The 12504-nt window shown below is 57.7% G+C and carries 9 protein-coding genes and 4 pseudogenes; 8 read left to right on the forward strand and 5 right to left on the reverse strand.

Features of this window, described 5'->3' with window-relative positions; all coding sequences use genetic code 11:
* Positions 1-133, forward strand: a pseudogene (locus RIN79_RS16310) (ATPase); the annotation flags it as partial.
* A 392-nt stretch (positions 134-525) separates the two neighbouring features.
* On the opposite strand, the gene RIN79_RS16315 reads toward RIN79_RS16310, so the two are convergent.
* The 3 genes and pseudogenes from RIN79_RS16315 to RIN79_RS16320 all read right to left on the reverse strand — a co-directional run.
* Complete coding sequence (locus tag RIN79_RS16315) at positions 526-990, reverse strand: HIRAN domain-containing protein (protein WP_309085735.1); 465 nt, start codon at positions 988-990, stop codon at positions 526-528.
* A gap of 232 nt (positions 991-1222) precedes the next feature.
* Positions 1223-1543 (reverse strand): DUF4145 domain-containing protein, encoded by a 321-nt coding sequence (locus tag RIN79_RS21615; RefSeq protein WP_375165955.1) that lies wholly within the window; start codon positions 1541-1543, stop codon positions 1223-1225.
* Positions 1544-2829: 1286 nt separating this feature from the next.
* Positions 2830-2913, reverse strand: a pseudogene (locus RIN79_RS16320) (IS6 family transposase); the annotation flags it as partial.
* Between the two features lie 277 nt (positions 2914-3190).
* Between RIN79_RS16320 and RIN79_RS16325 the strand changes: the two are divergent.
* The 7 genes and pseudogenes from RIN79_RS16325 to RIN79_RS16350 all read left to right on the forward strand — a co-directional run.
* On the forward strand, positions 3191-4453 hold the full coding sequence (locus RIN79_RS16325) for a CoA transferase (RefSeq protein WP_309085736.1): 1263 nt from the start codon (positions 3191-3193) through the stop codon (positions 4451-4453).
* Between the two features lie 46 nt (positions 4454-4499).
* Positions 4500-6143: a thiamine pyrophosphate-binding protein gene (locus RIN79_RS16330; RefSeq protein ID WP_309085737.1), complete on the forward strand. Its 1644-nt coding sequence runs from the start codon at positions 4500-4502 to the stop codon at positions 6141-6143.
* Positions 6144-6236: 93 nt separating this feature from the next.
* Positions 6237-7220, forward strand: a complete 984-nt coding sequence (locus RIN79_RS16335; RefSeq protein WP_309085738.1) for a tripartite tricarboxylate transporter substrate binding protein — start codon at positions 6237-6239, stop codon at positions 7218-7220.
* Positions 7221-7275: 55 nt separating this feature from the next.
* Complete coding sequence (locus RIN79_RS16340) at positions 7276-7713, forward strand: tripartite tricarboxylate transporter TctB family protein (protein WP_309085739.1); 438 nt, start codon at positions 7276-7278, stop codon at positions 7711-7713.
* Between the two features lie 4 nt (positions 7714-7717).
* Positions 7718-9238: a tripartite tricarboxylate transporter permease gene (locus RIN79_RS16345; protein ID WP_309085740.1), complete on the forward strand. Its 1521-nt coding sequence runs from the start codon at positions 7718-7720 to the stop codon at positions 9236-9238.
* Positions 9239-9403: 165 nt separating this feature from the next.
* Positions 9404-9679: pseudogene (locus RIN79_RS21620) on the forward strand (3-keto-5-aminohexanoate cleavage protein); the annotation flags it as partial.
* A 65-nt stretch (positions 9680-9744) separates the two neighbouring features.
* A pseudogene (locus tag RIN79_RS16350) lies at positions 9745-10167 on the forward strand (3-keto-5-aminohexanoate cleavage protein); the annotation flags it as partial.
* A gap of 137 nt (positions 10168-10304) precedes the next feature.
* Here the strand turns inward: RIN79_RS16350 and RIN79_RS16355 are convergent.
* Together RIN79_RS16355 and RIN79_RS16360 are read right to left on the reverse strand one after the other, a co-directional pair.
* The gene (locus tag RIN79_RS16355) at positions 10305-11558 is read right to left on the reverse strand and encodes a sialidase family protein (RefSeq protein WP_309085741.1); all 1254 of its coding nucleotides are present in this window, start codon (positions 11556-11558) and stop codon (positions 10305-10307) included.
* Positions 11559-11670: 112 nt separating this feature from the next.
* The gene (locus tag RIN79_RS16360) at positions 11671-12501 is read right to left on the reverse strand and encodes an IclR family transcriptional regulator C-terminal domain-containing protein (protein WP_309085742.1); all 831 of its coding nucleotides are present in this window, start codon (positions 12499-12501) and stop codon (positions 11671-11673) included.
* Between the last annotated feature and the right edge of the window lie 3 nt (positions 12502-12504).

Genomic DNA, 12504 nt, shown 5'->3' on the forward strand with positions numbered 1-12504 from the left:
GGACGGCAAGACCGTGCTGACCATGCGCCAGCTTCATCCCAGCCGCGAGCGGCGGAAGGCAGTCATTGACTTCGGTGCCGTGGAATACGGGCTGCAGACGCTGGATGGTCTCGCCGCTTGGCTGGATTGTTGAACGCGTCCATTTGAAGGTCGCCGATAGGCCGTGATAGCTCAGTGATCGACTGCTTTGAGGGCCTTTCGGCTTGGGCTTTTAGCCAGGCAAGCCCCTGGAGCAGACCTTCTGGTTTCGCCGTCATCTTGTTGCAGCAACGCCCTGGCGGGTGCAACTGACTGACCTTGAGCGAGAGTCTTCCCCTCGTGCGGCTGATCAATGCTGCGTCGGTGGTGCCGGATCAAAAAGAATGGAATGTTCGCAACGGCGGGGGCGACAGTGGGACATGCCGTCCAAAAACCCTTTAAAAGCAACGGCGCGCAAATTGCCCCACCGTTGGCGCATTGAAACCGCTGACAATTTTCACTCCCCTTGGGAGTGCCCGTCTTCGACTACGTGTGCAGGATGGCGGCTTAGCCGCGAAGTCGTTTCTTCATGGAATGACCCGGCGGGGCAAGGACAATGAGATTCACGTCGATATATCCATCGTCACCGCGCCACAGGCTGTAGAGCTCCGCTTCAATGGGTATGCCCACCGAGATGAGATCCCGGTGCAACTCCTTCGCCGTGACCCGATCGAGAAAGCCGATGTGCCAGCGGTCCATGCTTACGTACCCGTCGACGGCGATCGCGTTCTTGTCATGGGGGTTGGCGGGATCAGGGCGCAGTCGAACTCCATACCGCTGTCCTTCGCCCTCGGCCAGTGCGACCGCCATCACGAAGGAGCGAACGGCATCTTGCCTATGTTGGAGCCCCACTACCTTCACTGCGGTTGTTGTCTGCACCCATTTTCCATCAGGCTTGTAACGATCTTGCCCGAACTTCCCTGAGGGCAGACGCCGCAGGCGCGCGCCGAAAATCCAATTGAGAAGCCCCATGGTCCCCTCCCATGTTGCATGTCGCGCCGAGTAGCCAGCTGGCTCTAACGGCCCTTTAGCCACCGCTTGCCATCGAACTATTTACCAGAGCTGTTCTCATCATCAGCGCGTCCTCCATCCCTTCGTTGAATCTGACCTCGGGCTCCTGGAGGCAATCCTCGAAAAAGTTCATTGATGTGATTCGGCCGTGTGATCATGTGTTCGCATATGATATTGACGAGGCCGAAAAGCTTCAACGCAGTTTCCTCGACATCTTCTTGTGACATCTTGGCCAGGATGAACGGCGTTGTTTGCAGTAACTCGTACAATGTCCAACGCTTTCTGAACTTGAGGGTCGAGTCCCTTCTTTAACCAGGGCTGCGATGTCATCGTTGATGTTCTCGCCCTCCTGTCCCAGTTCTCTGCACAGGCGCTGAATTGCAAGGCGCAGCAACGCTGCAGCCGCCCTTGGAGAATGGGGAAGGACTACTCCTGCTTCCAGGTAATCCTTCCTGACCGAAATCGGCATGTCTTCCGATGGGGCTGGCGCATCGATGCTCAGGGGCCAGAGCATCTTTGTGTGAAGCCAGATGGCGACTTGTCTGCACTCTTCGCACAGTGAGAGGTTTAGATTTGCGAGGTGCCAATCGGAAAACCGGTCGCTCTTCTCGATGAACAGTTCTCCCGAGCCGACTCTCCGAAGATAATCGGCTAAACGTTTAACGCCGTCTTCTGGGATTTTGGAGTTGCTCTCCAATTCTCGAGCATGCTCCTCGGCTGCCTCCGGTGACCAAACTCCTGAACTGTCGCCTTTTCTCAAATAGACGTGATGCCAGGATTGCGAAGTCAACGTTCCACAACGCGGGCAATTGAATGCTGTTAGCGCAGTAGACGGGCTGACATATTTTCCGCGCACGTGCTGTTCTCAAAGGCGTTGTATGAGCCGTCCCCATGTCGCGTCCATGTCGCGTGGAGTAGCCGAGTGTCGCAGGAAACCGTTAGAAATCAAGGGAACTGGTTTGCAACATGGCGCGACACAAAGAGCTAGGCTCCCAGCCAGTCGCGTTCCCTCATCCCCTTGAAAATGCTAAAGAAATTGGTGGTAGCGGAGGAGTGCTGCCGCCAATACAGTCCTGCAACCGAGTTCCTGTGTTAATATCATTGAAAAGGCGTTCAGGTTTAAATCCTGTCCCGCAACCACTTCTGTCGTAACTCTCTGGAAGTTCAGTATAACGTTGCATGCGGCAAATAGGTTGTGCCGAGTGTGGGCTGCGGGGCGCTCTCGTACATAGGTGCCATGTACACTCTGCTATGATCTAAGGCGTGGCGGTTCGTCGCTCTGAACAAGAATGCGCTACCTCGCAACGACCGCGAACGACGCGCTGCAGCGCGAATTTCGTAGATGCACCTTGTCCGCCCTGATCCGCAGGGCGATGTCGTCGCCCGGCCTGCCGGCGCGGCACTCGGGGAAAACGGTCATAACGAGGGTCATCGCCTATCCTGGCGAAAACCATGGTTTCGGCCCCTGTCGGCTCAACCCCGGCGATCTTAGCCTGAACCGCTTCCGGAGAGCCGAGCTCTGCCACCTCGAATGTTCCGGACGCACCCCGCAAGTCATGGCGCGTCCTCCGCAGGATCGCCCTTGTGTCTCGGCGGGGTGGCGCCGGATACGGACGGCGGTCGCCCGTTCTCGCGCGCAATCACATCCTCTTTAAGTTCATGGCGGAAGAACCGATAAAGCCGGCAACGAACCTGTTGGCCGGAGATTCGTAGAGGTCGAGCGGCTTTCCAATCGGCTCTGTCGCAGGCTCGAAGTTGAGATGCGGAAGGGCCTTCTGCTCAGTTTTAACGCGGCAGGATTTAAAACTGTTCGACAAGTGACGGTGCTGGATTGTGCCCGTACCTCGCCTGTCGTCTCCGCATCATATGGACCATTTCAATGCCGAACTAGTCAGCCATGACGTTTTGCGAGACCGGTAACTTCTCTGGGGTCAGGCGGCGCGCAGGAGAGGCGGTTTTAATTTCACTTGGTGAAAGTTCGGACAGTCTACATTGCTCGTGAGGCGCAGATGGCGGTATCCAAACTGTGCAAGAGGAGGCACGGCGTTCATCGGCAGGTGCACTGTTAGAACTATAGCTTCCCGTCAGATAATCTGGCCCGAGCGGTAGTTGGCTCAGCTGAACTTCGCCTGTCTCCTGATGATATTTGCCTGGAGGAGTAATGAGTTCGACCAGTACAGCATCTAATCCTTCGGCTGCCGCAGGTGGAAATTCCAAGCCGGCTCTTGCAGGCATCCGGATTGTCGACCTTACTCAGTTCGAAGCGGGAACGTCATGCACCGAAACGCTGGCATGGCTGGGTGCAGATGTCATCAAGGTGGAGCCTCCAAAACGCGGCGAGCAGGGTCGAGGTGCAACCACCGACAAGCCGGGGTCAGACTCTCCGTATTTCCTGCTGCTCAACGCCAATAAGCGCAGTGTGACATGCAATCTGAAATCACAGGGCGGCCGCGAACTCCTGGAGAAGCTGATTACGCGTGCGGATGTTTTCATAGAGAACTTCGCGCCAGGCGCCATTGAACGGCTCGGCTTCGACTATGAACGCGTGCGCGCCATAAATCCTTGCGTGATCTACGCTCAAATAAAGGGTTTCCCACCCGAAGGGCGCTTCAAGAACTTCCTCGCATTCGACCCGATCGCGCAGGCAGCAGGCGGAGCGCTCTCCATTACCGGCGAGGAGGGAGGCCGCCCACTGAAGCCGGGGCCGAACATTGGTGACACCGGAGCAGGCCTGCATTGCGCGATCGGCATTCTCGCGGCGCTGCATCAGCGTCACGCCACGAATGAGGGCCAGCGGGTCGAAGTCACGATGCAGGATGCGGTTATCAATTTCGGCCGCATCGCATATGCGGCGCAATACATGTTCGACGCGCCTGCGCCGCGATGCGGAAATCAGAGCATTATCGCTGGCACCTCGCCTAGCGAAGTCTATCCCTGCAAGGGTGGCGGTCCAAACGACTATTGCTACGTTTATACGACGCGCGCCAGCAATGCGCATTGGCACCGCCTGCTTGAAGTGATCGGCCGCAACGATCTGCTGGATGACCCTCGTTTCATTGACGCCAAGTCTCGAGCGGCGAATTTCCGCAGCGTCGATGAGATCATCTCCGCCTGGACCATCCAGCATGACAAATACACCGTCATGCAGGTTCTCGGCGAGGCAGGAATTCCTGCCAGCGCCACCTTCGATACGGTCGAGCTCTCCAAAGATCCGGAACTGCGCGAGCGCGGAACCTTCGTGACGGTGGATCATCCGGTGCGCGGAGAGTTTGTTCTCCCCGGTTCCATGATCAAGCTATCGGCCAGTCACGTGCCGGTCAAACCTGCCCCTGAGCTCGGGGCGGACAATCATGAGGTCTATGGGGGATTGCTTGGACTTTCCCGGAATGAAATCGAAAGACTACAAGAGATGGGCGAGATCTAGACTGCTGAACTGTCCTCCCCTGCCACTCAAAGGATAAGAATAGAAGATGGTCCGCGGATACACGTTGTTTGGCGAAGCTCTCGCGAATGAAGGCGTAGACACCGGGTTCTACATCATGGGCGGACCAATAAATGATGCGGTCAAGGCCGCTATCGCTGGCGGTGTCCGCATGGTGGATACGCGACATGAACAGGCTGCCGCGTTCGCGGCGCAGGCCTATGCGCGGGTGAAGGGCAAACCGGGGCTCTGCATGGGCGCTTCTGGCCCCGGCGCGATCAATCTTACTCTCGGATTGGCCAACGCGCTGATTGACTGCGCGCCGGTCGTAGCCTTCGGCGGCGCCAGTCCCGTCGCCCAGTATTTGCAAGGTTCGTTTCAGGAGATTGACCAGTTGGCCATCATGCGCCCGGTCACGAAATGGGCCGAGCGCGTCTACGAGGCGCGGCGCATTCCCGAATATGTCAACATTGCCTTTCGCCGTGCCATGTCAGGCAAACCCGGTCCCGTCTATATCGATCTGCCGGGGGATGTCCTTTATGCAGAGGTGGACGAGTCGGAAGTCGTGTGGCCAAGGGTGCCCGCCAATAAGGCGCGGAGCAGGCCGGCCGCTGACGCGGCCACCCTATCTGAAGTGTCCGAAGCGCTTTCAAAGGCGGAGCGTCCGATCATCATAACCGGGAGTGGTATCCTGTGGTCACAGGCTTCCGACCAGCTTTCGGCATTCGTCGATGCCACGGGCATTCCATTCTATACGACTCCGCAGGGCAGGGGCGTAATCCCTGAGGATCACCCATATTTGTTCGCTCACGCGCGGTCCACCGCCTTCAAGGAAGCCGATCTGGTACTGATTATAGGGACCCGGCTCAACTACGTGATTTCCCATGCCCGTCCGCCGCGTTTCTCGGCAACCGCCACGATCGTTCAGGTCGACACGGATGCCGATGGCGTCGGAGCAAACGATAGGGTCGATATTCCAGTCATCGCGGATGCTGCCACAGTGCTGGAACAACTCCTCGGTATGTTGAGAACGTCCCTGAAGCCGGACAGGTATGCAGAATGGCGGAGCCAACTCGCGGCGGTGGAGAGCAAACGTGTTCCAAGGCACGAGGAGGCCATCGCAACGGATCAGATGCCGATCCACCCGTTGCGCCTTTGCAAGGAAGTTCGTGATTTCATCGACCGCGATGCAATACTGGTGGTCGACGGCCAGGAAATCCTTAATTTCGGACGCCAGACGATACCGAGCTTCATGCCTGGCCACAGGCTTAACTCCGGGCCTTTTGGGACAATGGGTGTGGGGATGCCGTTCGGCGTAGGTGCCAAGGCCGCGCGCCCTGACGCGCAGGTCGTCGTACTGCATGGCGACGGATCCTTCGGCCTCAACGCAATGGAACTCGATACTGCCGTTCGTCACGACCTCCCGGTGCTCGTGATCATCAGCCTAAACGGCGGCTGGACTGCGGACCCGGAGAAACTGAAGCCAGGCCGGGACCTTGGTTATACTCACTACGAAAAGATGGCGGAAGCTCTCGGCTGTCATGGGGAATATGTCGAACGGCCCGAAGACATCAGGCCGGCCCTGGAAAGGGGCGCTGCAGCAGTCACTAGCGGCAAGACAGCGGTAATCAACGTAGTGACGGATTGGCGGGCGCTGTCCACCACCGCGAGCTTTACCGCTTATCGAACCTGACGAGGTCGCGAATAGGCTCGATGGGGTCGGCCTCGCGCCCTTGACGAAGGAACGGCAACATCGAAACGTTCAAAGGTGGAGGAGATGATGGTTATGAACAAAGGAATCGGATTGCGTGCGATGGGACGTAAAGAGCCGACGCGACGCAGCGTAATTGCGGGCTGCGCGGCCGCGGCGCTTACGATGCTCGCTCCAACAAACTTGATGGCGCAGGAATGGCCCTCGCGCCCGATTGAACTCGTCGTCCCCTTTGCGCCCGGTGGAGGGACAGATCTGTTGGCCCGGGCTTTGGCTGATGAATTGTCTAAACAATTCAAGGTGCCGGTGCAGGTCGTGAACCGTGCGGGCGGGGGCGGCGTCGTCGGCTTTGAGGAAATCAAATCAGCAAAGCCGGACGGTCACACGCTCGGAATTCTTACTGCCCAGATTATCACCGCAAACCTTCGCGGAGTGATGCAGACCTCGTACAAGGACTTCGCTCCGGTTGCGATGCTGTCCATCGATTACGCCGGCTTGTCAGTACAGGCCGATGCCAAATGGAAGACGCTCGCGGAATTTCTGGACGATGCCAAAGCCAGTCCAGGCACCATAACGGTAGGCAATGGCAGCCAGGGCGGAAGTTTTCACATGCTTGCTCGCAATTTGGAGGAAGCCGCCGGCGTCCAGGTCAAGCACGTTCCGTTCGATGGAGGGCCGGCCGCCATCGTCCAATTGCTCGGCGGGCATATCGACAGCACCATCAACGGCATTACTGAGACGCTGCCTTATATCCAGTCGGGGCAACTGCGCATGTTGGCGGTCTCCGGCCCGAAACGCTACCCGGAACTTCCCGACGTTCCCACGTCGGGTGAACTTGGCTATCCGCTCGATATCGCGACGTGGCGCGGAGTGGGTATGCCCAAGGATACTCCCCCGGAGATCGTGGCCAAGATTTCCGATGCAGTGGCGACCGCAGCGAAAGCCGACACCTTCCTCGCGGCCATGAAAAAAATCGGGGCCAACGTGGAATACATGAATTCATCGGAGTTTTCCGAATACCTCGCAAAGCAAGAGGAGATCTATAAAAAGATTTTCTAATATATTTGCACTGCCGCCGGGTCGCGGTCCCCGGCGGGCCTCCAACGAGCTTGAGATGAAAATCAACAAGACGGAATGCGCCGTTGCGGCATTGATCGCTCTCTTCGGCGCTGTCATGTCGTATTGGGGGAGCCTCTATGGCATCGGCTCTCTCGGAGAAATGGGGACCGGGTACTTTCCGGTCCTCCTCGGCTTGGTAACTGTCTTCTTTGGCGCTGCCACATTGCTGGATGTGGCCCGCTCAGAAAGCCCGCCTCCTGAAGTACCCTGGCGTGCCGCCGTTTGCGTATTTTCGGCCATTCTCGTTTGGGCGCTGCTGGTAGAGCGCGTCGGTCTCTTTCCCAGTTCTGTGCTGCTGGTCATCATCGCATCCTTAGGGAGAAGAAAATCCAACTTGCGTTCTGTCATCATCACTGCGTTTGTCGCATCGGCGGCGTCAGTGCTGATATTCCTCGAGGGATTTTCCATTCCGCTGCGGGCCATAGCGTGGTGACGCCATGACCGATGCCCTGACGAATCTTATGAATGGCTTCGGCCATGCTCTGACGCTGGACGCGCTTCTCTTCTGCCTGATAGGAGTGACAATCGGCACCCTGGTCGGTGTTCTTCCAGGCATAGGCACGCTTGCAGCGATTTCCCTCATCTTGCCGCTTACCTACTACGTCGAGCCACTGCTTGCCCTTATCATGCTCTCGGGCATCTTTTACGGCACGCAGTATGGTGGCTCCATCACAGCCATTCTGCTGAATCTGCCCGGCGAGCCTTCGACAGCGATTACCTGTCTGGATGCACATCCAATGGCCAAGAAGGGGCGCGCTGGCGCGGCCCTGTTCATCGCAGCAATAGCTTCGTTTGTGGGGGGATCGCTGGCGCTCGTACTGCTGATATGCTTTACGCCATATCTTGCAGGCCTTGCACTGCAATTTTCATCTGCCGACTATTTCGCGCTCATCCTGTTCTGCCTGATCGGCGCATCGATGCTAGGTCTCGGCTCTCCGCTGAAGGGCTTTTGCATGGTCGCCATAGGACTGCTCATTGGCATGGTGGGAACGGATGTGACAACCGGACAAGCCCGCTTCACGCTGGGCATCCCTTCCCTCCTGGACGGCATCGACCTCACGGCCATGCTGATGGGCCTTTTCGGTGTATCCGAAGTAGTTTCCACCTATCTGAACGATGATGACACGCCCCCGCCTAAGAATGTCACGCTGCGCTCGCTGATCCCGACCCGGCAGGAAGCGCGCGAGGCGGCAATGCCAACATTGCGCGGATCCGGCCTCGGCTCGTTCATCGGACTGCTGCCCGGCATGGGCGCCACCTTGGGAACGTTTCTCGCATACTCGTTCGAAAAGCGGATATCCTCACATCCCGAGAAATTCGGCAAAGGTACGATAGAAGGTATTGCGGCGCCCGAGGCATGCAACAACGCGACGGTGCAGGCGTCGTTCATCCCCATGCTCGGCATCGGGATCCCGAGCGGAGCCGTGATGGCGGTCCTGATGGGAGCCATGATGGTTCACGGGATCCAGCCAGGCCCCCTGATGATGATACAGCACCCGGATGTTTTCTGGGGTGTCGTCGCCAGCATGTGGGTCGGAAACGTGATGCTCCTGATCCTCAACATTCCTCTCATCGGATTGTGGGTTCGGCTCCTGTCGGTGCCCTCCAGTATTCTGAGCCCCGTTGTACTTCTGATGCTGTGCATAGGGGTTTACAGCGTTAACAATAATGTCTTTGACATCTATACGATGATGATCTTCGGGGTAATTGGGTACATTTGCACCTCTTTCGGCTATTCCTCGGCACTCCTCATCCTCGGTGTCATCTTGTCTCCGATTCTCGAGGAACACCTGCGGCGCTCGCTACTGATTTCCAACGGCGACTATTTCGTTTTTCTCCAAGGGCCCATCAGCGCGACATTTATCGTGATGAGTGTGCTGGTCCTCGCCCTGTCCCTGCGTGGCGGTGTGTCCGCCATGATACTGAAGAGGCGTAATGCGCGCATTATCGATGAATAGCCTCAGGACGCACCGCGAGCTTCCTTTGGGGCAAAACCACGGCCTGGCTTTCCATACCGGAATGAACCGGACGGAAGTCCTGAAGCTGCTGCATATCTCCGGAGGCGCTTCTTGGCGAAGCCGGTATTTATAATGGTTGCTCCGAATTGAGCGCGGCGCACCAAGGCTGATCATCCGGCGCTGCCGATTTCGCCTGCCGAACTGGCGCGCACTGCCGCGGAATGCACAGCCGCGGGCGCTGCCGCGATGCATCTGCATGTGCGCGACGATAATGGCAGGCACTGTCTTAGCGTTTCGCGGAACGTCGAAGCAGTAGAGGCGGTCGTGTCGGCAGTCCCTGGCCTCGCCGTCCAGGTTACCACCGAAGCTGCCTCCATCTGTACCGTTGACGATCAGGAACGGCTTCTCGCTGAGATGGTGCCGCGCTACGCATCGGTTTCGATCGCTGAGATCTTCCGCGACGGCGAAGCCAGGGGCGTCGAGATCGTCGGCGCGCATTCGCCAGGGGCACGGCCATCCAATATATCCTCTATTCAACCGATGATATTCGCACCCTGTCCCGAATACGCAGCCTGCTGCCAGACGACAATCAGGAACCCAGCATCCTGCTCGTTGCGGGACGGTATGGGGTTGTGGACCACGCCACAGTTGAGATCGTAGATGAACTTTACGGGGTGTTACGGACTGAAGGTCTGGCATCGGGCAACAAATGGATGGTCTGCGCCTTCGGCCGCGGCGAAATGGCCTGCCTCCGAGCCGCTATGGAACTGGGCGGGCATGTGCGCGTAGGTTTTGAAAATGCGATCGTCGAGGCAAGCGGAAAGCCCGCCATCAGCAATGCCGAGCGTGTTGCTATGGTGGCCGATATCGCCGCCACTGTCCGCCGCCCACTTATGGACTCCGCCTCTGCGCCGCTGATCCTTGAATAAGCAGCGTTCTGCACAATTGCAGCTGGATCGTGGGTTTTCCATTTGAACATGACATGACCTCCCGCGATGAGGACTATGTCATGCCAGTTGTCCATTGCACGACAGTCTGCAACGGACCTTCCGACCGAAGGTGTGGCTCAATCCACCGAGAAGATGCTGCGCGCGATGTAACGTACGCCGCCCGCGCCCCATAAAGTGCCCGAAGGTTTCACCTGAACAGGATCATCCTTGTCATTGTAGTGATAGATCGTGCCGATCCTGCCGGGCTCGACCTCCCATGCCCGGGGATAGCCGATATCCCAGCTCCCTCCGTCGCCGCGGATGATGATTTCCGGTCCCCATGTGCTGCCTCCATCTTCGCTCACGACGGCGCGCATGCCGTAAGGCGGCAGCCGATACGTGTAGACAAGCACCAGCCTGCCATCGCTCATCAGCACAGGCGTTCCTGGCGCACCGAAGTCCGTCGCCCTTGATAGGAACTGCCACGTCCGGCCGCCATCATCACTCTTGAACAGTTCGGTCCACATGTCGCCCGCCCAGTCCCTGTCGATGCGCAATGTGCAGATCATCCTGCCATTGGGGAGCATCAACCCCCGTGGATACATCTGCTGAAGGCCGCTGAAGTTGGGATCGTCCTTAGGCGTTATGAACGACAGAAAATGGAAGGTCGTGCCGTCTTCGGTGCTGCGATAGACGAGTGGCCGATTGGGTTCGCCATGTTCTGGCCCCGCTGGAAAGCGATTGTGCTGGCCTTCCTTGTTGACGCCGCCAGTCAGGAAGAGGAGGCACCGCCCGTCGGGCCGCACGAGCGACGATTCCACCGCGCTCAATGAGTATAGGCCATCAAGCGGCAGCATGGCAGACCGTGACCAGCTATGGCCGGCATCCTTGGATATTCGGAAAAACACCTGGTTCTCCGGTGGACCGAACTCTGTCGTCACGGTCGGCAAAAACTCCCTAAGTTGGGGGTCTTCCTGCATGTACTGGTAGTAGAAATTCGAGACCAGCACGTCTCTATCGGTGAAATCCACAGGCGCCATCTCATTGAGAGGACCTGGCTTTCCATCTAATTTGGGATCCGGCGCTTTTACATCCATGCCGGGTCGGGTCTTGTCCTCATTGAAGACATGCCAAGTCCGGCCGCGATCTTCCGATCTTACAGTAACTCCACGCCGGCCGCCTGGACTCTTGATTAGATTGTGATGAGCGAGACGTCGCGGTTCTCCGGAATAATCAGCTCTGGCCACAGAAAAATTGCAGATCAGATGGCCGGAAGCAGTCTCCCAAAATCCGCGGGAGTAGGGATGAGTGGCAAATTCGTTTTCACGCCGATACACGATCGCGTGCTCGACGTCCGTCGCAGTCCGCGGCGGATAGAATTTTGTCGTCATTCGCCTTTTCCTGAGGCAGCATTCAGCGTTGCACAGTTCAATATTGCCGGATGCACTTCAGGTGCAATTTTTACTATCTCTGCTTTCAGTAGTCGAAATTACGGACCGGAAGCTACATCCGTTCCCGGATCGAAATCGCAGCCGCTACCGCTTCCCGCTGGAGCGCTTCGACCATGCGTGTGATTTGCGACCGTTTCACCACCCTTCGGAAATAGGTGACTCCGATGGTCGCTGCCACATGACCGGGTTCAATGAGAACCGGTACTGCAAGAGAGTTTGTGAACGGGTCGGCCTTTGATAGACGACTTGCATAACCCGCCTTGCGTGTCGCGCGGAGCGCTTTTCGCCACTGGTAGTTGGTGCTGACGATTCGGTCTTCCTGAAAATCGCGCTCAAGGGCAAGCCTCAGCAGCAGCGTCCGCTCACGGCTGTTGCAAAATGCCATGTAGGCCAGCCCATGTGCCCGGCTGATGAGGGAAGCCCGCTTATGCAGCGTGCTTCGAACATGGGCGAGGGGGCTAAGCGGGATCGATGAATACTGCACGACCATCGCGTTGTGGTCGAGCGTCGCCGCGGCGAACGGCCAGAGATATTCCTTTGTAAGTGCATCCAGCACTGGCCTCAGCACTTCTACAATGAGCGATTTGCCATGGTAGCCAGCGCTGAGTGCTTTGACTTTGGAAGTTAACGAATAGCCACCGCGCCGCGAAATATGAGTGAGGTACCCTTCTGCGCAAAGGGTCTCGAGAATGCGCACAACGCTACTGGGTGGGATTGCGCACTCTTCACTGATCCTGCGCACCGTAATCAACTCGATCCGATTGGCACACTCCACTACTGCGAGCGTTCGCTGGACAAGGGTCACATCCGCATAGCTGCGCGGCTTCGTAAAGGGGGCAGGCTCATCACCGCTATTCTGTGTCGAATGTGTCAGCGTAGTCATGGA

This window comes from Chelativorans sp., assembly GCF_031180965.1.
Taxonomy (GTDB): Bacteria; Pseudomonadota; Alphaproteobacteria; order Rhizobiales; family Rhizobiaceae; genus Chelativorans.

Excerpts from the sequence above, each read along its gene's own strand:
- RIN79_RS16315 (WP_309085735.1), bottom strand. The coding sequence starts at position 990 with ATGGGGCTTCTCAATTGGATTTTCGGCGCGCGCCTGCGGCGTCTGCCC.
- RIN79_RS21615 (WP_375165955.1), bottom strand. The coding sequence starts at position 1,543 with ATGCTCTGGCCCCTGAGCATCGATGCGCCAGCCCCATCGGAAGACATG.
- RIN79_RS16325 (WP_309085736.1), top strand. The coding sequence starts at position 3,191 with ATGAGTTCGACCAGTACAGCATCTAATCCTTCGGCTGCCGCAGGTGGA.
- RIN79_RS16330 (WP_309085737.1), top strand. The coding sequence starts at position 4,500 with ATGGTCCGCGGATACACGTTGTTTGGCGAAGCTCTCGCGAATGAAGGC.
- RIN79_RS16335 (WP_309085738.1), top strand. The coding sequence starts at position 6,237 with ATGAACAAAGGAATCGGATTGCGTGCGATGGGACGTAAAGAGCCGACG.
- RIN79_RS16340 (WP_309085739.1), top strand. The coding sequence starts at position 7,276 with ATGAAAATCAACAAGACGGAATGCGCCGTTGCGGCATTGATCGCTCTC.
- RIN79_RS16345 (WP_309085740.1), top strand. The coding sequence starts at position 7,718 with ATGACCGATGCCCTGACGAATCTTATGAATGGCTTCGGCCATGCTCTG.
- RIN79_RS16355 (WP_309085741.1), bottom strand. The coding sequence starts at position 11,558 with ATGACGACAAAATTCTATCCGCCGCGGACTGCGACGGACGTCGAGCAC.
- RIN79_RS16360 (WP_309085742.1), bottom strand. The coding sequence starts at position 12,501 with ATGACTACGCTGACACATTCGACACAGAATAGCGGTGATGAGCCTGCC.